Consider the following 22656-nt stretch of genomic DNA (forward strand, 5'->3'; position numbering starts at 1 on the left):
GCCGCAATTAGTAAGACACCTAGGATCTCAATATGATGACCGATGAAGAAAGAATTGAACTACAACAAAATAACCCTCTACACGGCCTGAAACTAGAGACTTTACTACAAGAGTTAGTAGACTTTTATGGTTGGGATATTTTAGATACTGCAATGCGCTTCAACTGCTTCCATACCAACCCTTCGATTGCTAGTAGTGTCAAATACTTAAAGAAGACCGACTGGGCGAGAGAGAAAGTAGAAAACTTTTATCTGTACCGTTTTAAGCGTATGCCTAGAGCATCTAGTGAAGAATATGATCTACCTCCACGCGCTCGTACTTTCCCACATGGCCTTAAACCAAAAGAGCCGATGGAACTGACCGTTGAATCAATCTTGAATTCACAAGCAAAGGCAGCCTCGGCGCATAAAGCGCGTTCGTCGCGTGGCGGTCGCTCACGAAAATAACGCTTCAACAAAACCTATTGATTCTGCCAGATACATCATGGCGTATCTGGCAGAGTGACGGCATGAGGTTAGATCGCCTGCGTCGCTTTCTCTAACCAAGCTTTTCCTTGCTCATCGAGGTCTGGTGAGAGCTTGCTCCAACATTGCTGATGGTAGTCATTGAGCCATTCAACCTCACTGCTATCCAGCATCGATTTATTAATCATCTTGGTCGCGATTGGCGCGAGGGTTATGGTCTCAAAGCCATAGAAAGTGCCAAATTCGTTTTCTTCTAACTCGACCACTTTCATGATGTTTTCAATCCGTACTCCATGCACACCTTCGCGGTAAACGCCGGGTTCATTAGTTATCACCATACCCGGCCTAAGGGCGACTTCGGCAGGATTTTGCGAAAAGTTTTGCGGCCCTTCATGAACATTCAAACATACGCCGACACCATGGCCCGTACCACATTTATAGTCGATGCCATGTTGCCACAACACGCCGCGCGCCATGATATCGAGATTGGCTCCAGTCGAGCCTTTCATAAAGCGAGTTTGTGTTAGGCGTATGACAGCCTTTAGCACTAAGGTGTAGTCCTTTCTTTCTTGTGCTGAAGGGCTGCCAAAGTGGAAGGTGCGAGTGATGTCTGTTGTACCACCTGGATATTGCCCACCCGAATCGACAAGGAAGAAATGGCTCTCATCGACTTGGTAGCAGCTCGTTTCGTTTGCCGCGTAGTGCATCTTAGCGCCATGCTCAGCAAACCCTGCGATGGTTCTAAAGCTCTCGCCTAAATAGCCATCAATCTGCTTGCGGTAGCCCATTAACTGTTGTTCGGCATTTAACTCGGTGACTTTGCCACTGGGTACTTGTTCATCTAGCCATTGCATGAATTTCACTACTGCGACGCCATCTTGGCGTAAGGTCTCTTCCATACTGGCAAGTTCGGTTGAATTCTTTTGGGCTTTCATTAGCGTGACAGGGCATGGGCGGTCAAGTAGACATAGCTCCGATTTAATCTGGCTTGCTAACAGGCTGTCACAGTTTTTAGCGGTATAAATGACCCTAGCGCCTTTTTCGGTAAGGTTTAACGCTGTGCTAAGGTGTTCGTAATCATGGATATGAACCTGAGATTCTTCTAGTGCGGCGACAACTTGTTGAGTGAGCTTTCGGTTATCAATAAACAAACGACAACTTTGCTTATCGACAAGTAGGTAGCCCTCAGATATCGGGCAATAGGCGGTATCGCCTCCACGAATGTTAAGCGTCCACATCACGTCGTCTAGCGTTGAAATCAATAGTGCATCGGCTTTCTCATCATTGAGGTATTGACGAATCTGAGCGACTTTTTCGCCACATGTTAGCCCTGCTACCTCTATTGGATGGTTAAAAACAGGCGCTGTCGGTCGCGATGGTCGATCATGCCAAATGGGGGAAATAAGATCGTGCTCTAGTACCACTCGAATCGATTTGTCTTCGAATGCGCTAGTAAGCTCATCAAAAAACTGTTTGCTGATACTGCGACCATCAACACCTACCGTTGCGTTTTCTGGCAAGGTTTGAGCTAACCATTGCGCAATTGTTGGCGTCTCGGCTAAGCGCCCTTTAAATAGCGATAAACCAGAGCCTTCGATTTGCTCTGCACCTTGAATGTAGTAGCGTCCATCTGTCCAAAGCCCACCGCCATCTTTGGTCACCACCACATCGCCAGCAGATCCAGTAAAGCCGGATATCCATTGTCGTGCCAACCAATAATCGGCGGAGTATTCACTGGCATGTGGGTCATTATTGGTGACGATATAAGCATCAAAATTATGTTTTTGCATCCCGTCGCGTAAAGCGTTAAGTCTTTGTGGAACAGTGGTTAAAGTCATAATGGTTGGCTTCCTAGCAAAGTATGAGTACAGAAAATGTGGTGGTCTGGCAGACCACTTCGAGTCGGTTTTTGTTGACCACACAAATTAGTGGCACTTGGGCAACGAGTGCGAAATACACATCCACTTGGTGGGTTAAGGGGCGAAGGAAGATCGCCAGGCAGTAGTTGAATATCACGATTGCGAGCGAGTGTTGGGTGAGCGATAGGAACTGCAGATAGTAAGGCCTTAGTGTATGGGTGTTGGGCGTCATCGAAAACTTTATCGTAGCGCCCAACTTCCATCGGTTTACCTAAATACATCACCATGACACGATCGCTGATGTGTCTTACTACACTTAAGTCGTGGGCGATCATGAGCAGTGTTAAGCCCATCTCTTGTTTTAAGTCATCAAGAAGATTAATCACCTGCGCTTGTATCGATACATCAAGGGCGCTGACAGGTTCATCGCACACCACTAAGTCGGGTTTGAGGATCAGAGCACGCGCGATGCCCACGCGTTGACATTGACCGCCCGAGAACTCGTGCGGATAGCGATTTCGCTGGCTCGCAAGTAAGCCCACTTTGTCCATCATCGCGATAACGCGACTTTCTACCTCTTGGCGGCTTAAATGGGGTTCATGAGTAAGCAAGGGTTCAGCGATACATTCGGAGATCGTCAGACGAGGATTCAAACAGGCAGAAGGATCTTGAAACACCATTTGAAACTCACGACGTTTTTTCGCTAGCTCTTGTTTACCAAACCCACGCATATCTTGCACCTTCCATGAGAGCTCGCCACCTGTCGGTTCTATCAGGCGAAGCAGTGCTCGTGCTAGGGTTGATTTTCCGCACCCAGACTCACCGACAATGCCTAAAGTTTCTCCGCGGAACACTTCTAAGTCGATACCATCGACGGCTTTCACCACTTTGCGTTTACTTGGCAATATGTGCTTATTGATTGCGAAGTGAACTTTTAGATCACGCGCTGAAAGTAAAACTTCTGGTTGGTTCATGTTACCTCCTAAGCTGAACGCGCAATGGATGTGATGGAAGCGGGGGCATTGACATGGCAAGCTAGCCCTTGGCTCGTAGAGAGTGCTCTAAATGGCGGCATTTGCGCACTGCACTCCGCCCGGTACTCGTTACAACGTTCTTTAAAAGGGCAGCCTTTGTTGTGAATCAGTGCACTAGGGGGATTGCCGGGAATGGTAGGCAGGCGATCCATATCTTCACTGATTGAAGGTATCGCTTTGAGAAGACCTTGTGTGTACGGGTGAGAAGGAGTCGAAAAAATTGACTCCGTATCTGCTTCTTCCATTTTGCGCCCGCCATACATGACCAAAACTCGATCACACATTTCCGCGACCACGCCCATATCATGGGTAATAAGCAGGATAGCGGTGTTGAATTCAGCTTGCAGCTCACGCAATAGAGTCAAAATTTGCGCTTGTACCGTGACATCCAATGCGGTGGTCGGTTCATCCGCGATCAGTAGTTCAGGTTTGCACAGCAATGCCATTGCAATCATCACTCGCTGGCGCATGCCGCCGGACATTTCATGCGGATACTGCGCCATCCTTGTGGCCGCTGATGGAATCCTTACCGCATCAAGCATCGCAATGGCTTCTTTATCGGCTTCTTTGCGTGACATACCTTTGTGAATCATCAAAACTTCGGCTAGTTGCTTACCAATTTTCATAAACGGGTTAAGTGAGGTCATCGGATCTTGGAAGATCATGCCAATCTTTTCTGCACGAATATGATTGAGTTGGCTCTTTGACATCGAAAGTAGGTTTTCACCGTGGAAATTGGCTTCACCGCTGACCAAACCGTTGTCAGCAGTTAAGCCCATCAGAGCAAAAACCGATTGGCTTTTGCCCGAGCCGGACTCGCCGACAATGCCCAAGGTTTCGCCCTTGTTTATGCTATAGGACAAATCACTGACCGCTTGCACTAAACCATCAGGGGTTTGGAAGCGCACATTCATCTGGTTAATCGAGAGAATACTCATCACTACTCCTTAGCGATCTTTTGGATCGAGTGCGTCACGCAGACCATCACCGATAAAGTTAAAACAGAACAAGGTGGCAACAAGGAATATTGCAGGGAACACCAATTGCCAAAGGGCGACATCTATTGTTTTCGCACCCTCAGCGATTAAGATGCCCCAACTGGTATCGGGTGGTTGAACGCCCAGCCCCAAAAAGCTTAAGAAGGACTCAAACATAATGAACCCGGGTACCATGAGTGAGGAGTAAACCATCACAATGCCCAGTACATTGGGTAACACGTGACGGCGCACTATGGTCAATCGAGACACCCCGATAGAATGGGCTGCTTCGATAAACTCCCTTTTCTTGATACTGAATGTGACGCCGCGTACGACCCTAGCAATGCCGAGCCAAGAGACCATGCCGATCACAACAAAGATCAGGTAGATATTATTGCCAAATAGGGTAACGAACAGGATGACCAGGAACATAAATGGGACGGAGTCGAGCACCTCGATAATGCGCATCATAGTGCTATCAACGATCCCCCCGAGGTAACCAGATAAGGCTCCCCAAGCGGTTCCAATCACCACCGCGACCAGTGCGCCCATAAAGCCAACCATGATCGAGAGCCTACCTCCCTGCATGGTGCGGGCGAAAATATCTTGGCCTAAGTCATCGGTACCAAAGTAGTGCCCCGAACTGAGCGAAGGTTTACCCAATTCATAAGGGTCAGCAACCACGTTCCAATCAATTTCATCGTGACCGAAGGCAGCAAGCTGTGGGCCGAACGTGATACACAAGACGATAAACATCAGCACATAAATGGATGTCATTGCAGCACGGTTCTTACGAAAGCGAGTCCAAGCGTCTTGCCATAAGCTACGCCCTTCAACCGCTTCAACTTGAGAGCTTACTTGATCTGCTAGTTCCTTGGCGTCAATACGTTTGGTTAACATTGGTTACCTCCTAAACACGAATGCGCGGGTCGATGACGGTGTAGAGAATGTCGACCACCAAGTTAAACAAGATGGTAAGAGAGGCGACAATCAGGGTTATGCCCATGACTAAGCCGTAATCTCGGTTGAGTGCTCCAGAGACGAAGTGTTGCCCCATACCTCCGGTACTAAAGAAGATATCGATGATCACCGAGCCAGTGACAACGGCAACAAAGCTCGGGCCGAGCATCGCGACAATCGGTATGAGTGAAGGGCGAAGAGCGTGATGAAACAGGATGTAGCTGGTGGACAGCCCCTTTGCTTTTGCTGTGCGTATATAAGGTTGGTTGAGCGTCTCAATCATTGCGCCGCGCATGACCCTAGCGATACTTGCCACAGAGCCAATCGCTAAACTAAGTACGGGCAAGATCAAAAACGAAGCTTGGCCGCCTTCCCATCCGCCTGCGGGTAGCCAGCCTAAATGGATGGAGAAAATAGTCACAAGCACAGGCGCCAAGACAAACGCAGGAATCACGACACCTGTCATTGAAAGCGACATAAGTAAGTAGTCGAGTTTTCCATTGCGATTGAGCGCGGCTACGGTGCCTAGAACCATGCCTAGTGGGACGGAAATACAAAAAGAAATTACGCCCAACACAGCTGAAACAGGCCATGATTGCGCAACAAGTTCGGTGACACTAAAGTCTTGATAAACGAAGCTAGGGCCAAGGTCGCCCTGAATGAAGTTCCCAATGTAGATAAAAAACTGAACAATAAAAGGTTCATTAAGGTGAAACTTAGCTTCAATATTAGCGCGTACCACTTCTGGCATCGGCCTTTCCATATCAAATGGGCCGCCCGGGGCAATATGCATAAGCCAAAAAGAAACCAAGGCGATAAACAGTAATGTGGGCACTGCGATAAGCAAGCGACGGAGAATATACAGCAACATGACGCATCCTTTCGTTCAAAAAAGCCCGCAACCTACGAGGTGCGGGCAAACCGTCCCAATTAGTGGGCCTTTACGTAAACATTCTTGCGGTAGTATGACGACTCAGGGTTGGTGCGCTCGAATCCACCGACATACTCTTTGATCAGGTATTGGTCATTGCCATTGCGATACATCGGAATGATCGCCATGTCTTCGATAAGAAGCTTCTCTGCAGCAATATATTCAGCGGAAGGGTCACTTAGGCTCTTAGAGTCAGCCATCAAACGATCATACTCTGGGTTGTTGTATTTTGAGTCGTTGTACTCGCCGGTTGAGACAAAGATATCTAACCAAGTGGATGCTTCATTGTAGTCGGCAGTCCAACCACCACGGCTGATGTTGCCCGGATCTTTAAGTGCGTAAAAGACTTTAGGCTCTAGCTGTTTGATTTCGATTTGTGCACCCAGTTTGCTCTTCCACATACCAGCCATTGCGGTCGCCATTTTCACATCTTTCGAGAAGGTAGGGACAGTGAAGGTCAGCTTAAGTGGATTGCTCTTACTGTACCCCGCATCTGCAAGCAGTGCTTTAGCTTGAGAATCTCGCTTAGCTTGATCCCAAGTTGCGAAGGTTGGCGTATGAGTTTTAAAACCATCGGTTTGCGGTGGCACCAAAGTGAACATAGGGATGCCGCCATTCTTAGCAATCGCTTTGGTAATGATGTTACGGTCAATCGCAAATGATAAAGCCTGACGAACGCGTAAATCTTTGGTTGGCCCTTTTTGTGTGTTCAAGTAGTAGAAAGTCGATCCTAAAGAGGCACTGGTATCAGCGACTTGTTCTGGGTATTTCTTAAGGAGTTTGTTTTTCTGCGCCGCTGGAATTGAGAGTGCTTGATCAATTTCCCCTGCAAGGTAGCGGTTTAGTGCGACGTTAGCATCACCAATCGGTAACCAAGTAATTTTCTCTAGTACGACATTATCTGCGTCCCAGTAGTGAGCGTTTTTCGCCATCACCATCTTCTCATTGACTTTCCAACTTGAAACGGTGAACGCGCCGTTGGTCACGATGTTTTCGGGCTGTGTCCAAGCGTTGCCATGCTTTTCTACCGTTGCCTGATGAACAGGGGCGAGTACAGGATGGCTAAGCAGTTTGATGAAAAAAGGAACAGGCTTTTCTAACGTTACCTCAAAGGTATAGTCGTCAACGGCACGCACACCTAAGGTATCTGCCGATGCTTCACCCTTCATAATCTTGTTTGAGTTTTTTATGCCCGGAATCGCAGCAAACCATGCGTACGGAGAAGCGGTCTCGGGATTGATTAAGCGTTTCCAGCTATAAACGAAATCGTGCGCAGTCAAAGGCTCGCCATTTGACCATTGAGACTCACGCAGCTTAAAGGTATAGACAGTGTTGTTATCATTAGCCTGCCAACTCTCTGCGATACCTGGAATGGTTTTGCCTTGTTTATCTTGGATTGTAAGACCTTCAAACAGGTCTCGTCCTAGATTAAATGCAGGCTCTGCCGCTTGTTTTGCAGGGTCAATAGAGGTGACTTCTGCTCCGTTGTTTAACACAATCTCTTGTTTATCTGCGAGCTGTGTCCCAACAGGAAAGGGTTTAGCTATCGCGTTGCTAGTCAGTAGCGCAGCAGCGATGGTACTTAGTGCGATCAGTTTTTTGGCTTTCATAGCTTCCTCGTTATGTCCTTATCGGAGTGGCCCTTTGGCGTCACTTTTTGGGGGAGGCCTACTCGAAAAACGGCACAAGAGTAAGCTTGATGTTTCACCAAAGGGATAAGAGAAATGTATATTGTATAAAATAATCAAACAACATTAATTAACATGTTTGTAACAAGGTGGCAAAAAGAGAGACCGGCAGTCTTAGAATCTGAGACTGGGTAAAAAACAAGCTATTGATGTGACAATTACTTCGCTTTGATCACAGTAAGCTCTCAGGAAGAGAGGGTTACTGGCGACGGAAGCGGGAAGAGACTTCTTTAAGCAGCTTTCCATCAATTTCAGGAATGCCGTCAGAGAAGAAAATCTGTTGTCCGGGAATGTTTCGCAGCAAGACATTCGTCAACTCGCCCGTTCCATTGGCGCTGTTGGCGGCATGCATCTCACCGATTTTCTGATCGACTTCTTTTTCTAGTTGCAGCCGTTGCTCTGCGGTTAATCGAACGCGAGCGTGGCAGACTTGTGAGAGGGTTTCATCCGCCATAGACACTTGTTCAAAGCGTTTTTTGAACAAGGTATCAAGCGCAGTGCCTTCTTCCATGATAAAGCGGCGTCCAGAACGATAAAAAATCTTATCTCCGAGATTTTCTATGTAGTCCAATACTTCTGCAATACTAAGGTAAAAACGTACGCTGGTATCAGACAACTGGTACTCCTCAGCGATTTCCTCTGGGGTTTTATTGCAAGAAGTCACTAGGTAGATGAAGTCGAGCAGGTAAGGGTGTTCAACAAACAAGGCGTTTTGTTCGTCGGATAAAAACTGTTCGTTATCGCGTTGAATTTGAATCGCGATATCTGATATGCCTTGTAAATCAGTATTAAGATGCGTGGTGTAGAGCAAGATTTTATCTAAGCCCAGCGATGGATTGTGTAGCTGGCGCTTAATCGTTGACAACGGGATCCCCGTTTTCTCGGACAATTCGCTGTAACACAAACCTTCGTCTTTAATTTTCTGGCGAATTGCCGCCAGTAAGAACTCTGGGCCTAGATGCATGGCTTTTACTCACTCTATTGATGGTTATTACGCTCAAGCAGTAAGTCGCGAATGGCAGCACCAGCCTCAAGAATATGCTTTTTCAGCATGTACTTAGCGCCGTCAATATCGCGGTTTTGGCACATTTCCAGTAGCGCCTGATGCTCTTTATCTGCCTTTGCCGTTCCTTCGGTGAAAAGGAGCTGCATGCGAATGTAGCGGTCACACTTGGTGTTGAGGTTGTAAATTACATCCATAGTCTCAGGCATGTTAGCCGGAGCGTAAAGCGCCTTGTGAAGCTCATAGTTGTAATTGCTCCACTCTTCGACTTCGTCCCCGCGGCTCACAACATCATCGAAGCGTTCGCGAATCTCATTGGCACGCGCCAGGTCTTCATCTGTCATATTTTGAATCGCACGCTCTAAGATGTGGCATTCAACCACTGCGCGCAGTTCAAACAGCTCATCAATCTTATCTGGTGAAAGCTCGGTTACCGTCGCACCTTTATGGGCTTCGAAGCTCACTAACCCTTGCGCCTCAAGCTGCATTAAGGCTTCACGTACGGGAATTCGACTGACATTAAACTCTTTTGCCAACGCATCTTGACGTAATGGCTGCCCAGTTTTTAACTCGCCTTTTAAAATCTTGCTGCGGATTGCTTCTTCCACTAATTGGGTTCGAGTCTTAAAAACAGGTTGTTGCGACATCCAAGTCTCCGGTGTTTCTCTATTACTATTTTGTATTCAATATACCATTTGATTGGCGTAATGCGACTTTACAACTCAAAAACAGCTGCTTTTTGGGGGATTGGTCAATAGTTGGTGAGTACATGCAAACGAGCTAAAACGAACCATTGCTCTAAGTTGTGCTGTTATTGTTTCATTTAAGTTCTAAATACGCAGAATTCAATTTGCACTTAATATCGATATCATTACTATATTCAACTGATGTATAAACTTTAGTTTCATAATATGCGCCTAGGCCCTGATTGCTCAAGGCTTGAGCAGTGTTTCTTAAAGCGCAGAAACAGAAAATAATAAGTATAAATTCAAAGGAATGATATGGAAGTTGTCAAACGCCTAAAAGTGGCTTTGTTGTGTGCAGTGTCTTTAATCGCATCTATTGGTTTTGCCTACGCGGATTCAGATGCAAGTTACCCAGAAGGGTGGGAAGATTGGCCGGTTGTGAAAGAGTCGATGAACCTTCCTGCTGATACCGTTTTACCGCCAGATACCTCTCTGTTTATTCAAGAGTCAGTTCGTGCGTACGCGTGGATCAATGAAGGAAGAGGATCACCTCTCACGATTCGAGTTAACCCAAGTAAGTTAGAGCAATACAAAACTCATGGACCTTATACCGATGGCCCAACAGTCGTTGCGGTTTCAGAAGTAGACGGGATTATCTGGGTAACGGAACATATAGAAGGGTTGGCGATTTATGGAAGCTACAATCGCAAAGGCAAGGACATTAGTTCGATGCACCCTTCTTTAGAACCTAGCTTTTGCGCTAGCTGCCACACCACTTACAAAGATATCTGTATCAATGGTACCTGTACTGAGCCTGTGCTCGCGACCTATATGGATAGCAAAGAGTAACGCTGTTGAGTGACCGTTTATTTGGCTGGATGACAATCAACCAGATGCTGTTTGTTTCGCATCTGGTTTTAGTTTTGTCCATCATCTTTGGTATGTCTTACAGCCGCTATCAAAATGACTGGTCAACAAAAGTTGAGTACCTAGCGGATATGTCTGCCAGTCATCTCGCGGCTTATAATACCTTCTTTTCTGGCTCTGTAGCCGGAAGAAATTATGCCAATCTGCTCATGCAGTCGACGTTAGATAACCTCAAAGCGATACCGAACTTAAAGTTTGCCGAAGTCTCGGGAACCAGTGACTACCTAAAGCAAACCGTTAAGGTGAGATACTCGATAGCCAAAAGCAAAGGGTGGCGGTTGGATGTCACGGAAGAAGAAGCTCAAATACTGGCTAACAAATTAGTTAAGCTTGAGAACAAATTAGCCGCAACACCAGCCACCAACGCAGTACATATTAAGAAACTTAATCGATTGATTAATAAGCTAAAGGTTGATCTTTCGGTTATCAATGAGAACCTTGAGCTACGCTCACTGCCAATTCCGACTATACCTGAGAATCTATACGACTCTGGTTATTACCTCGATGAAGAAGCGGGGCTACTTCATGTTCAGGTTAAATTACGCAATAACAATGGCGGCTACTTTAAAGCGGTTGTCGATGCCACATCGCTCGAGCAGATCCAAAAGGAACTGCTTGTTCGCGTATTGTACGAGGCATTGGTTGCGTTAGTTATCTCATTCCTACTGATTTATTTAGTGACTTTTTGGTTGGTCAGCCCGGTCAAAGCTTTAGCACTGTCTATGAAGCAAGATATTGAAAAGATTGATCAATCTAAAATTCCAGAGATAAAAAGAGCGGATGAGATTGGTGATTTGGCGCGCTCTTACTCGAGCTTGATCACCAAGATTAAAAACCAACTGCGGATTTTACATAATCAAACAGAAACCGATCCGCTAACCGGTATTGGCTCTCGCTTTAAATATCAGAAACATGCCGCGAAAACGGTACAGCAAGCATTGCATCAGGGAGAGTTTGTCTATTTCGTCATGTGTGATATCGACAACTTTAAACTGTTTAACGACTCTTACGGTCACACGGAAGGGGACAATGTCCTCACTGATGTGGCGAATGCAATGAACGGTTTACTTGAGCCACAAGAGTTAGGTTGTCGTCTAGGTGGAGAGGAGTTTGTATTCATTCTTTCGAGCAAAGTGGAAACGCAGCTAAAAGAAAGGGTCAACGCACTAAGAACCGCCGTTCAAGAGCTCAATATTGAGCACTGCAAGAATTCCCCGCATGACGTTGTCACTGTGTCTATTGGAGCTGTTCCGATATCTTCAGGGTTGCACGATGTCACCGTGGAGCAATCAGACCAATGTATCCAACGCGCTATTGTCAAAGCGGATGAGCAACTCTATTTGGGTAAAGAAGCTGGCCGAAATATGGTGATGTATAGCCAGGCTTTGATCATTGAATAAGCCTTCCTTTTTATCCTACTTAAAAAATAATCCCACTAATAAACAGAAAGCAAAGGAGAGTCTATGCAAGGTCTTGATTCTAAAGACTTCTTGATGCAGCCTCAAAAACGTACATGGATAGATACGGATATTACCGTCGACCACTACAATGGGTTAATCCCTTGTGACGTTGATGACGGGTACGCGTTAGGTGTTTTATTCCGCAGTCAAGAAGTCGATATTGTTGGTTTGAGCTCAACGCTTGGTAATACTGATGATATTGACGTGACGACGGAGATTGCAACTCAGTTTACCGCCAAATTTGGGCCAACCAGTTTGAGGGTATCGAAAGGAAGTCCCGTTTTCTATTCTGAAGCGCAAGACAAAGAGTTGCCAGAAGCCGTCAACAATCTCGCTCAAGAGTTAAAGCAAGGCCCATTGACCATTCTTGCTATCGGCGCGTTGACCAACATAGCCTTACTTATCAAACACTTTCCCGAGTTGGTCGCGAACATTGAAGAAGTTGTCTGTGTTGCTGGGCGTCGAAATACAGACCAACATTTCGTAGCGAGTAAGAGGCAGTTGCGACCTTTCAGAGACCTCAACTTTGAAGTCGATGAAGCGGCGTTTAACGTGCTGCTAAACAGTGACGTTCAACTCACGCTTATTCCGTTTGAAGTTTGTGATGATATTTGGATTGATTTCCATGAGTTGAGAGAAATGCGTAACGGCAGTTCACTGGCGGAGTACTTAGAAAAAGAGTCGCGTATTTGGGCACTTGAATGGGCGGCGCTATTTGGGTCAAGCCAAGGGTTCATTCCTTTCGATATGGTTGCTGCGGCTTATGTGATTAACCCTGAGTGGTTTGCTTTAAAGCAATGGCATACTCAGGTTCAAGTTGCTCCAAGTGACACCGATAGAGGTGAAACCAAGGAATACCTAGTATGCAATGAACAGCTAACCACGGGCAAATTGGTGAACTACGCGGTGGAGTTGTCGCCTAGTGCTGAGCCTGAGCTATTTAAACGTCTTACGCAACAGGATATCAGTAGTTTTATACTGGGTTTATCTCACGTCAACATCATTGTTGAAGATGTCGACAGTGCCGCTGAGTACTATCACAGAGTACTGGGTTTTGAGCGTGCGATAGATGACCAAGGCCAGAAGATGGACTATCGCAATGTTTCAATGGCGGAGTTCAATCAAGATGCTGGACTGTCAGACCAAGATGTCGAGCTGGATGTGCTTTTCCTTAAACACCCTTATGCTTCGATCTATTTGGAGCTGATGCGTTATCACAAGCCGATAGGTCAATCAGAAATCCCACCTCAGCCAAGAACCTATGATCTAGGTGGTCCGCGACATATTGCCCTTGAAGTCTCGAACTGTACTGCGGTGTTTAGATACCTTAAGCAACAAGAAGGTGTGGCGATGATTGATCCGTCTGATGATTATCACCCTGAGAAGCTAGATGGTTTCCCGATTTCGTTTTTCTACTGGATTGACAAGTATGGTGTGCAGTGGGAAATGGAAGAAGGGCGCCGCGTCGGTGTCGCTAGAGGGATCATGTAAACCTTGTTAGCAATATGAAGCAGTCATTGGCGACTGCTTCACTTACTCCATCATCTAATTGCTTTCTGCGATAGCAATAATGCGTTTTATCACCGTATCTGGCTCAAGATCTTTGTCGCGATAGAATCGGAAAATGGCTGAGTTGATCGCTTGCTGAGCCACAGGGTTAACCGCCATCGAATCAATCATACTCGGCACGACTTTGTTATTGGTTATTCCGACTTGGAAATCCTGATATGACTGTATCTGACAAGGATTGAAGTCACTGATATCAATATCTTCTCGAACGGGAATAGAGCCTTTTATCTGATTAAAGTCACGTTGAAAGTCTTTGTCCGCCAGAATATCAGCAGCATGATTGGCCTGAGAGAAGCTAAAGGATTTGCTCGCCATAAAGATAAGGCTGTCCATGTTAAACAGGAATACGCCGTCACTTTCTGGTGTGGCGTAACAACCGACATCATTGGGTACATTGATGTTGTTCGCCATTAACTCACCTAATATCCAGTCACCGCCAAGTTGGAACAAAGCTTGGTCTGAAGCCAGCGCACGGGTAGCAGTGTCCCATTTTGTGTCCGGTAGCGAGTTTTCTACCAGTAAACTTATTCGTCTTAGTTGTTGCAGCGCAAGCCTCAAAGGTTCACTGTCGATACTCTCTTTTTGTAGCTCAACCATGGCTTTGGTATAGAACTCTACGCCTTGCGTTGAGATAACTAAATTCTCAAACAACATGGCGATTTGCCACGGCTGCTCACCGACCGCAAGTGGGCTAATACCACTTCGTTTGGCCAGTTCCATAGTAGTGAACATTTGCTGCCATGTTTTGGGAACAGGCTGACCAAGAGAGCTAAGAAGCTTATGGTTAACCCACATCCAGTTAAGTCGATGCAAGGTCAATGGTAAGGCTACGTAACCATTTTGCGTTTTATTAATATCTCTTGCGAGTGGGTACAAAGTCTCATCCCAGTGATGCTTCTGCGCGACGGAATTGACGTCATGGAGAATACCTATCGCATCCCAAGATTTGATGCTCGGCCCTTCAGTTTGGGCAAAACTTGGTGGATTTCCCGCTAAGGCGCGTGCTTGCAGAACCGTCATGGCGCTGTCACCACCGCCACCTAATACTGGGCTAGGGGAGAGTGCTAAGCCGTGGCTAGTGAGCTGTTTTTCAAGCGCGCTGAGTGCCTGCTGTTCACCGTCCGATGTCCACCAATGAAGAAACTCGACGTTAGCGTAAACGGGTAACGAGAGAAGAGGGAGGGACAATAGTGATGCAAGTTTTTTCATAGCGAATCTCTTGGGAAAGATAACGTAGCGCATAATCCACCAAACTGAGAGCGGGATAAGGAGAGAGAGCCGCCATGCGCTTTGGCAATGCTCTGGGAAATGGTCAAGCCTAGCCCGGTGCCCTCATGCTCAGTGTTGGCTCGGAAATAGGGTTGGTAGAGCTTTTCGAATAGCTCTGGCTCTATGCCCTGACCATGGTCTTCAATCCGTATATCGACATACTCGGTCTCTTCAATCAAAGTGATTTCAGCTTTTTCACCATATTTAAGCGCGTTGTCGACTAGGTTCTGAACACAGCGTTTGATGGCTAAAGGCTTACCTGCTAAGGGCTTATCGACGTGCCCTAAGACCGTTAGGTTATCGGCTTGATGAGGAAATGAAGTAGTAATATGTTGGATCAACTCATTAAGGTTGATAGGTTCAATTTCCTCGTGGATATCTGTGTCTTTTATGCATTGAAGGGCGCCTTTGACCATGAGGTCGAGGTCATTAGCGATGCGAGTAAAGCGCTCTCGTTCTAATTCATCTTCAAGCATTTCGGCCCTTAGCTTGAGACAAGCAATCGGGGTTTTGAGATCATGAGAAATCGCGCCGAATAGCATTTCACGATCGTTAATATGACTATCTATTCGGCGATTCATTTTATTAAACGCTCTCACCGCCGCTTTTAACTCTTTGCTCCCTCTTTCTTTCACTTTTGGTACATCGAGCCTACTCGACATTAAGGTCGCAGCTTTGGCGAGCTCACGGATAGGTAGTATCTCGCGTCGAACGATAAACCAAGTACAGAGCAACAGAAGCAAGGCAGATAAACAGAGCGTTAACCATTCTCTGAGCTCAAAATAGTTGGTTTCAAGGTTCACATAGGGAGCGGGTAGGACGGCAGCAAGGTAAAACCATTCATTCTCGGCTACTTCAACTTGCATCACTAAAATCGGCGGATCTAAATCCCCAAACGAGAGTGAGTAATGTGCCCAGAGTAGTGGTAGCTCATCAATGGGTAACTCGTTATTAAACACACGCAGGTTTTCTCTTTCAGTAAACTCAACGTCGATATTCGGAACGCCTTGTAACTCATTCTTTAACACTTGCTCAACTTGATTGACGACCAGTGTTTTAGTTTCGCTTTGAGCAATGGGTGGGACATCAATACGGTGGTTGTTAAGTGAGACAAAAAAGCGCGTGCCGCCCATATTTCTCAATTGGTTTAGGACTAAGTGTCGATATTCAGCAGGAAGCGTCTGAAAAAATGAAATCGTCGATGAGGCACTTAAGGCTAAGCTTTTAACGGTATTGGAGAGCCCTTGCTTGTCCCGCTCACTGGCATGCTGATACCAAATCAGTCCAGATAGTAGCTGCGCGGCAAGAATTACCACCAACAGGAATGCGCTGGCACGAAAGGCTAACGACTGGCTGAGTGCTCTAATTTTCATAGTGGACATCCGTTGTCAGCATGTAGCCTTTGTTGCGAACTGTTAAGATCAAAGAGCGATCTTTATCTTCGAGATGGTGTCGTAGACGACTGATTTGAACATCAATTCCTCGTTCAAACGGGTCGGCGTCTCTGCCCCATATTTCGCGGGCGATATCGTCGCGAGACAAAATAGCTTGAGCATTGTTTATAAATAGTCCAAGCAAGGAGAGATCTGCGCCACTGAGTTGTTTGACATGCTTGTTATCTAGGTGAGTGAGCTGACGAGTGACCGTATCGAGTTGCCATTCATTGAATATAACTTTACGGGTAAGTTTCGCCTCAGCGGTGTGTTGGCTGCGTCTTAGAATGGTCTTAATTCGTGCTAACAGTTCACGAGGGCTGAATGATTTGGTGATGTAGTCATCCGCGCCCATTTCGAGTCCAGCTACTCGATCGGCTTCCTCGGTTACCGCAGTGAGCATGATGATCGGAATTTGCGAGTCACGACGAAGTTTTTGGCACAAGGTAAAGCCATCTTCACCGGGCATCATGATGTCGAGGATGATCAAATCGGGTTGATTGGATTGCAGTAAGTGCCACATCGCTTGACCATTCTCTGCGCCAATAACGTCGAAGCCTGCCCGGCCAAGGTAATCAGATAGGGCTTCTCTTAGCTCTAAGTTATCATCTACCACCAGTATCTGTTTGTTTTCCATTGTCATGCATCCTAGCTTGTGCGCACAAATATGATGCATTTTTGCTTACTCTTTCTCAATCGAGGACGAGGCAATTTTCAGATTTTGAAGCAACACTTTTGTAAGTCATCACTTACAAACTGGCAGTGTTTTGTAACCTTCAACATTTCTAGACTGGATAAAATTTCCCTGACTTTACGTGAAACACAAAACCCGAGGATTCCTCGGATACTAAATGACTGACATAAGTCAGGAGGGAACCATGTTTGGAAGTTTATTTGGACAACTACAAAAAATAGGGCGGTCATTGATGCTGCCAGTGGCCGTGTTACCTGTCGCGGGCCTTATGCTCGGGATAGGTAATGCCGGATTTGCCTTTATCCCAGAATCCTTAAGTAAGATTATGCTGGCGGCGGGTGATGGCGTATTTGGCAATATGCAGCTGATGTTTGCGGTCGGCGTTGCGCTTGGACTATCTAAAGGTAACGATGGCGCTGCGGCACTCGCTGGTTTAGTCGGTTTGATTATTATGAACGCCTCGCTCGGTATCGTTACTGGGCTTAGAGGTTTTGAAACGGATGCGACCATTATGGGCGTTAGCACCTTGCAAACAGGGGTGTTTGGCGGCGTGATTATTGGTGCCGTCGCAGCTCTAATGTACAACCGTTTCTACAATATTCGTTTACCCGAGTATCTCGGCTTTTTTGCCGGAAAACGTTTTGTGCCGATTGTTACTGGTTTAAGTGCCATTGTCGTTGGTGCATTTTTGGCGTTTGCTTGGCCACCAGTAGGGCAAATGTTAGATGCATTCTCCCATTGGGCGGCTTATCAGAATCCAGTTTTGGCTTGGGCTGTTTATGGAGCGGGTGAGCGCTCACTACTTCCAGTTGGCTTGCACCACATATGGAACGCGCCTTTCTTCTTTGAAGTCGGTAGCTACATTGATCCTGAGACAGGTAAAGAGATCACTGGTGAGTTAACTCGCTTCTTTGCTGGAGATAAAACAGCAGGGTACCTCTCTGGTGGCTTTATGTATTCAATGTGGGCATTACCCGCAGCGGCTTTAGCTATCTACAACTGTGCAACCCCAGAGCGTAAGAAAATCGTCGGTGGTTTAATGATGTCAGCGGCGCTAACCTCGTGGCTAACAGGTATTACAGAACCTATCGAATTCACTTTCTTATTTGTTGCACCAGTGCTGTACATTATTCACATCTTTTTGACTGGTATCGCCTTTGCTATTACTGCGTTCTTGGAGATCAAGCACAGTACTGACTTTGCCCACGGAGCGATTCAGTTCTTCTTGTACTACCCAATGTCGACTAACGCGTGGATGTTTATCATCATAGGTCCAATATGGGCATGCCTATACTATGGTCTGTTCCGCTTCTTAATCGTAAAACTGGATCTTAAAACGCCAGGTCGTGAGACTGAAATTGCGGAAGTTAAAATCGCGGGTCAGCCAGATGAGATTGCGGTTGATGTGATTGCCGCTCTCGGTGGTAAAGCGAATATCAAGTCTGTTGATGCGTGTATAACCCGCTTGAGAGTATCAGTAAAAGATATTGCCAATGTCGATATAGAAAAACTCAAGCAGCTCGGTGCCCATGATGTGCTAGTGATAGGTGACAGCCTGCAAGCTATCTTTGGTACTCAGTCAGATACAATTAAATCTGAAATTCACGGAGTGCTCGCTACCTCCTGATCTTACCTTTCCCCCTAAATCACCTGATTGGTAAGATTTTGCCAACCTCAAACGAGGTTGGCTTTTTCGTTTTACACTGATTTACTTCCCATCGACGCTCATACGTACATTTAGTGGATTAGTCGACTTCAGTGCTTGAGGCAATAACTCTTCAGGCACTGATTGATAAGCGACCGGCCGTAGCCAACGTTTAATCGCCTCTGCGCCGACAGAAGTACTCGCGGGCATAGTCGAAGCAGGGTAAGGGCCGCCGTGTACCATGGCATAACTGACTTCGACACCCGTTGGCCAACCATTAAACACGATACGACCTGCGACTTCTTCTAACTCAGACAATAGTTGAGCTGCGACCGGATGATCGTTGGGTTCTGCTTGTATGGTCGCGGTAAGGCTACCTGCTAAGTTTTGGCTAAGTTCAAGCATATCTTGGTCGTCTTCACACAAAACGACAATGGATTGGGGGCCAAAAATCTCTTCTTGCCACTGAGGATTTGAGCGCCACTTCTCGCTGGTGGTTTCAAACAGCATTGACGGTACGCCTTGTTCCGCTGACGATAGTGTGCGAGTAAGACCTGATTGCTTTGCTCTTAGCTCACTTTGCTCTAGATAATTGTGTCTAATGCCAGCGGTGAGCATGGTTTGCCCTTGCTGAGCGGTAATACCTTCGCGTACGGCAGCTAGGAACTCATCGGTTGCAGTGCTTTTTGCGACAAAGACGACCGCAGGTTTGGTGCAGAACTGACCGCAGCCCATATTCATCGACATTACATACTCTTCAGCCAAAGACTTTGCGCCACTCTTCATTCGATTCGAAAGAATGAAGACAGGGTTTGAAGCGCCTAGTTCACCGTAGAAAGGAATCGGTTCTTGTCTTCGCTGAGCGAGATCAAACAGTGCTCGACCTCCATGAATGGATCCAGTAAATCCGACCGCTTTAATTGCAGGGTGCGTTACCACAGCCTGCCCAAGCTCGTGTGTAGTTCCTTGAAGCAGAGCAAAAACGGCTTGCGGCAAGTTTACGATGTTGAGTGCTTTTGCTATGCACTTAGCGACGATGTCACTGGTTCCAGGGTGGGCTGGGTGGCCTTTTACAATCACAGGGCAACCTGCCGCAAGTGCAGAAGCTGTATCGCCACCAGCAGTTGAGAAGGCAAGGGGGAAGTTAGAAGCACCAAATACGGCAACAGGACCTAAGGCGATGTTTTGACGGCGAATATCGGGTTTAGGTAAAGGCTCGCGAGATGAATTAGCAGTATCAAATATTGCCTCCTGCCAAAGACCTCCTTCCACTACATCAGCAAACAGTCGGAGTTGAGCTGTAGTGCGGCTTAGCTCACCATTAAGTCTTGCAAGTGGGAGGGCTGACTCAAGATTCGCTCTTTCTACAATCGCTTGGCGATCCTCTTCTAAGCAGTCGGCGATGGTCTGTAACAGTTGGCTACGTATATTGGGAGAGGTTTGCCTATATGCTTTTGCTACTTCATGAGCAGCAGTAATCGCGAGATCAACGTCTTGGTCAGAATGCTCGGCGAATACCCCTTGCAAGGGCTGCTGTGTTTGAGGGTTTATGGCTGAAAAAGTAGTTGCGGTACTCATAACGGGTTCCTAGTTGTTCTAATTCGATTCGGGTTATTTAAGTTCAAAGCCATATGCGTAAGGGTCTTGATCATCTACCCATATGGTGTTGTGTCCAGTGACTTGAGCCCAACCTTCGATGCTTGGCAGTATGGCCGCGCGCCCGTTGACCTCAGTGATACCTTCAATACGGCCAGTGAACAAGCTGCCAATAATGCTTTCGTGGATAAAATCTTCGCCCTGTTTGAGTTTTCCTTTGGCATACCACTGCGCCATGCGCGCGCTGGTTCCTGTACCACATGGTGAGCGGTCGAGCGCTTTTTCACCGTAGAAAACGGCATTTCGTGCGGTAGATTCTGGCTGAGTCGTTGTGCCTGTCCACAAAACATGAGACACACCACATACGGTTGGATCTTCAGGGTGGATACATTCGACGGCCTGTGAAACCGCCTGTCTAACTTTAGGGCTAAGCATTAGAATTTCATCTGATGAGTAGTGTTCAAGCCCTTTATAGTTTTCTTGTGGATCAACAATGACGTAGTAATTGCCACCATAAGAAACATCAACCGTTATTTCACCCAGTCCTTCCACGTTAACGGTGACATCTTGATGGGCTAGGTAGGCAGGAACATTGTAGATCTTCACAGAGGTGACTTTCTCGCCATCGCGTTGGTAATGCACTTCAATTTGACCAGCCGGAACATCGAGGATCAACTTGCCTTCGACGCGCGGATTAATCAAACGATGTTCTAGGGCCGATGTCACTGTACCGATCGTGCCGTGCCCGCACATCGGTAGGCAGCCGCTAGTTTCGATAAACAGAATCGAAGCATCAGCATTCTCACTGCAAGGAGGAAGAACGACTGAACCAGACATCATTGCATGACCGCGAGGTTCAAACATCAGCGATTGACGGATCCAATCATAGTGCTCCAAGAAAAACTGACGCTTGTCACTCATCGTCTTGCCTTCTAAATGGGGAACACCGCCTGCTACTAGCCGAACAGGATTGCCGCAGGTGTGTGCATCGATACAAAAGAAGGTTCCTTGTCTCATTTCTTGCTCCTTGAATAAGAAATTGGTTGAAGTGGTGAATTTGGATGTTATCGTGATGTTAAGTATATTTTATACAATTTTGTTTTTGAAACGTGATAAGGAGCAAAATAAATGGTGAACAACAATTCAGCAGATTCGCAAAATATTGCAGTGATTGGTGGTGGGATAATTGGCTTGTGCATTGCTCTGAAGTTACAACTTGAAGGTGAAAACGTGACGGTTTTCGATAAGCGTGGAGCAGGGCAAGGATGCTCGAAAGGCAATGCTGGACACTTCGCGACCGAGCAAGTTTTTCCGCTTGCGACACCAGCACTTTTGCCTCAACTGCCAAAGATGCTTCTGTCTCGTCATAGCCCGGTCTCAATACGCATTCAAGACATTCACAAAACCACCCCTTGGATGATTCGTTTCTTACTAAATGCGAGAGATAAAACGACCAAGCAATCCACTCAAGCCTTGACCCAACTTAATCAGTGCGCAATGCAAAGTTGGTTCGCGCTGCTTGAGGAAGTCGGGTTGCAACACTTAATCGAGATGGATGGTTCATTGCTGACATTTGAAAGTGAGCGGCTGTTTGATTCGTATCGTGCGACGCTAAAAAGCTTGCGAGAACACGGGGTGGAGTGCCAAGTTTGGCAGCAAGAGAAACTGCGCGAACGAGTCCCTCAACTTTCTGAATCAGTAAAGTTTGGCGTGTTTTTTCCAGATGCTGGCCATAGCCTAAACCCTTATAGGCTATGCGTTGAGCTTGAATCTTCTTTTAAGTTTCGACAAGGGAGCTTGGTAGAAGAGCAAGTGGAAGAGGCATTTTTTGATGGTGAGTTGGGTATTGTCGCAACGGAAAATGAGAGCTACTCGTTTGACAAAATTGTCATTGCCACTGGTGCTGAGTCAACCGATTTGGTTAGAAGAATTACCGGTATTAAGGTACCACTTCAAGCAGAAAGAGGTTACCACTTAATGGTGCCAGAGCTTAAAAATGCTCTCCCTTTTCCTGTCAGTTCAGCGGATAGAAAATTCATCATGACGCCTATGGAAGAGGGACTGAGGTTAGCGGGTACGGTTGAGTATGCAGGGCTGAACTCACCCCCGAATATGAAACGTGCGACCATGCTTAAAGAGTTGGCAAAAGGGCTTCTAAAGTCGGAGTTATCCTTTCAGTCCGATGGTGAAAAGTGGATGGGAAACCGCCCCTCATTGCCTGATTCTTTGCCCGTTATCGACAGCGTAGAAGATGGAAAAATCCTGTTTGCTTTTGGCCATCAACACCTTGGTCTTACGCAAGCGGCCATCACTGCAGACCTAATCAGTGAACTAAACCGACAGCGTGAAACATCGCTTGATATTTCACCATTTGCGCTAAGTCGCTTTTGCTAAAAAATTTTAAAATTAAATATTGTATAAAATATACAGACATATTATGTTAACAAAAGGTTGCATTAAA

Annotated in this window: 19 protein-coding genes; 6 read left to right on the top strand and 13 right to left on the bottom strand. The window is 46.5% G+C overall.

Annotated elements, in window-relative coordinates; genetic code table 11:
- Window positions 1-32 precede the first annotated feature (32 nt).
- Window positions 33-446 carry a VF530 family protein gene (locus IX91_RS16585; RefSeq protein WP_004743668.1) on the top strand — a complete coding sequence of 138 codons (414 nt, stop codon included), beginning with the start codon at window positions 33-35 and terminating at the stop codon, window positions 444-446.
- Window positions 447-514: 68 nt separating this feature from the next.
- Here the strand turns inward: IX91_RS16585 and IX91_RS16590 are convergent, their stop codons facing one another.
- From IX91_RS16590 to IX91_RS16625, 8 genes are all read right to left on the bottom strand, one after another.
- Window positions 515-2302, bottom strand: a complete 1788-nt coding sequence (locus tag IX91_RS16590) for an aminopeptidase P family protein (protein WP_004749107.1) — start codon at window positions 2300-2302, stop codon at window positions 515-517.
- Window positions 2299-3297, bottom strand: coding sequence for an ABC transporter ATP-binding protein (locus IX91_RS16595; protein WP_004743953.1), 999 nt, complete (start codon window positions 3295-3297; stop codon window positions 2299-2301). Before IX91_RS16595 ends, IX91_RS16590 begins: the two co-directional genes overlap by 4 nt.
- A gap of 8 nt (window positions 3298-3305) precedes the next feature.
- Window positions 3306-4295, bottom strand: coding sequence for an ABC transporter ATP-binding protein (locus tag IX91_RS16600; protein WP_004743954.1), 990 nt, complete (start codon window positions 4293-4295; stop codon window positions 3306-3308).
- Between the two features lie 9 nt (window positions 4296-4304).
- Entirely contained in the window at window positions 4305-5234 is a 930-nt protein-coding gene (locus tag IX91_RS16605; RefSeq protein WP_004749109.1) for an ABC transporter permease subunit, read from the bottom strand.
- A gap of 10 nt (window positions 5235-5244) precedes the next feature.
- Complete coding sequence (gene oppB / locus IX91_RS16610) at window positions 5245-6165, bottom strand: oligopeptide ABC transporter permease OppB (RefSeq protein ID WP_004746151.1); 921 nt, start codon at window positions 6163-6165, stop codon at window positions 5245-5247.
- Between the two features lie 59 nt (window positions 6166-6224).
- Window positions 6225-7835 carry a peptide ABC transporter substrate-binding protein gene (locus IX91_RS16615; RefSeq protein ID WP_004746150.1) on the bottom strand — a complete coding sequence of 537 codons (1611 nt, stop codon included), beginning with the start codon at window positions 7833-7835 and terminating at the stop codon, window positions 6225-6227.
- 277 nt (window positions 7836-8112) lie between these two features.
- Window positions 8113-8877, bottom strand: a complete 765-nt coding sequence (locus IX91_RS16620) for a hypothetical protein (RefSeq protein WP_004746149.1) — start codon at window positions 8875-8877, stop codon at window positions 8113-8115.
- 14 nt (window positions 8878-8891) lie between these two features.
- The gene (locus IX91_RS16625; RefSeq protein WP_004746148.1) at window positions 8892-9563 is read right to left on the bottom strand and encodes a GntR family transcriptional regulator; all 672 of its coding nucleotides are present in this window, start codon (window positions 9561-9563) and stop codon (window positions 8892-8894) included.
- 354 nt (window positions 9564-9917) lie between these two features.
- Between IX91_RS16625 and IX91_RS16630 the strand changes: the two genes are divergently transcribed.
- From IX91_RS16630 to IX91_RS16640, 3 genes are all read left to right on the top strand, one after another.
- Window positions 9918-10451, top strand: coding sequence for a hypothetical protein (locus tag IX91_RS16630; protein ID WP_004746147.1), 534 nt, complete (start codon window positions 9918-9920; stop codon window positions 10449-10451).
- A gap of 5 nt (window positions 10452-10456) precedes the next feature.
- Entirely contained in the window at window positions 10457-11929 is a 1473-nt protein-coding gene (locus IX91_RS16635; protein ID WP_004746146.1) for a diguanylate cyclase domain-containing protein, read from the top strand.
- A gap of 63 nt (window positions 11930-11992) precedes the next feature.
- On the top strand, window positions 11993-13480 hold the full coding sequence (locus tag IX91_RS16640; RefSeq protein WP_004746145.1) for a nucleoside hydrolase: 1488 nt from the start codon (window positions 11993-11995) through the stop codon (window positions 13478-13480).
- Between the two features lie 54 nt (window positions 13481-13534).
- Here IX91_RS16640 and IX91_RS16645 read toward each other — a convergent pair whose 3' ends face one another.
- From IX91_RS16645 to IX91_RS16655, 3 genes are read right to left on the bottom strand one after another with little or no spacing between them, the layout of a single operon-like run.
- Window positions 13535-14767, bottom strand: a complete 1233-nt coding sequence (locus IX91_RS16645) for an ABC transporter substrate-binding protein (RefSeq protein ID WP_004746144.1) — start codon at window positions 14765-14767, stop codon at window positions 13535-13537.
- The gene (locus IX91_RS16650; protein ID WP_004746143.1) at window positions 14764-16200 is read right to left on the bottom strand and encodes an ATP-binding protein; all 1437 of its coding nucleotides are present in this window, start codon (window positions 16198-16200) and stop codon (window positions 14764-14766) included. Before IX91_RS16650 ends, IX91_RS16645 begins: the two co-directional genes overlap by 4 nt.
- A complete protein-coding gene (locus IX91_RS16655; protein WP_004746142.1) occupies window positions 16190-16897 on the bottom strand; it encodes a response regulator in 708 nt (235 codons plus the stop codon). The genes IX91_RS16650 and IX91_RS16655 overlap by 11 nt, the downstream gene beginning before the upstream one ends.
- A 241-nt stretch (window positions 16898-17138) precedes the next feature.
- On the opposite strand from IX91_RS16655, the gene ptsG reads away from it, so the two are divergent.
- On the top strand, window positions 17139-18581 hold the full coding sequence (ptsG, locus tag IX91_RS16660; RefSeq protein WP_071881316.1) for a glucose-specific PTS transporter subunit IIBC: 1443 nt from the start codon (window positions 17139-17141) through the stop codon (window positions 18579-18581).
- An 81-nt stretch (window positions 18582-18662) separates the two neighbouring features.
- Here the strand turns inward: ptsG and IX91_RS16665 are convergent, their stop codons facing one another.
- Both IX91_RS16665 and IX91_RS16670 read right to left on the bottom strand, forming a co-directional pair.
- The gene (locus IX91_RS16665) at window positions 18663-20177 is read right to left on the bottom strand and encodes an aldehyde dehydrogenase (NADP(+)) (RefSeq protein WP_004746140.1); all 1515 of its coding nucleotides are present in this window, start codon (window positions 20175-20177) and stop codon (window positions 18663-18665) included.
- Between the two features lie 33 nt (window positions 20178-20210).
- Complete coding sequence (locus IX91_RS16670) at window positions 20211-21212, bottom strand: 4-hydroxyproline epimerase (RefSeq protein ID WP_004746139.1); 1002 nt, start codon at window positions 21210-21212, stop codon at window positions 20211-20213.
- Between the two features lie 111 nt (window positions 21213-21323).
- Here IX91_RS16670 and IX91_RS16675 point away from each other — a divergent pair, with 111 nt between their 5' ends.
- A complete protein-coding gene (locus IX91_RS16675; RefSeq protein ID WP_004746138.1) occupies window positions 21324-22589 on the top strand; it encodes an NAD(P)/FAD-dependent oxidoreductase in 1266 nt (421 codons plus the stop codon).
- Window positions 22590-22656: the final 67 nt, after the last annotated feature.

The organism is Vibrio tubiashii ATCC 19109 (assembly GCF_000772105.1).
Classification (GTDB): Bacteria; Pseudomonadota; Gammaproteobacteria; order Enterobacterales; family Vibrionaceae; genus Vibrio; species Vibrio tubiashii.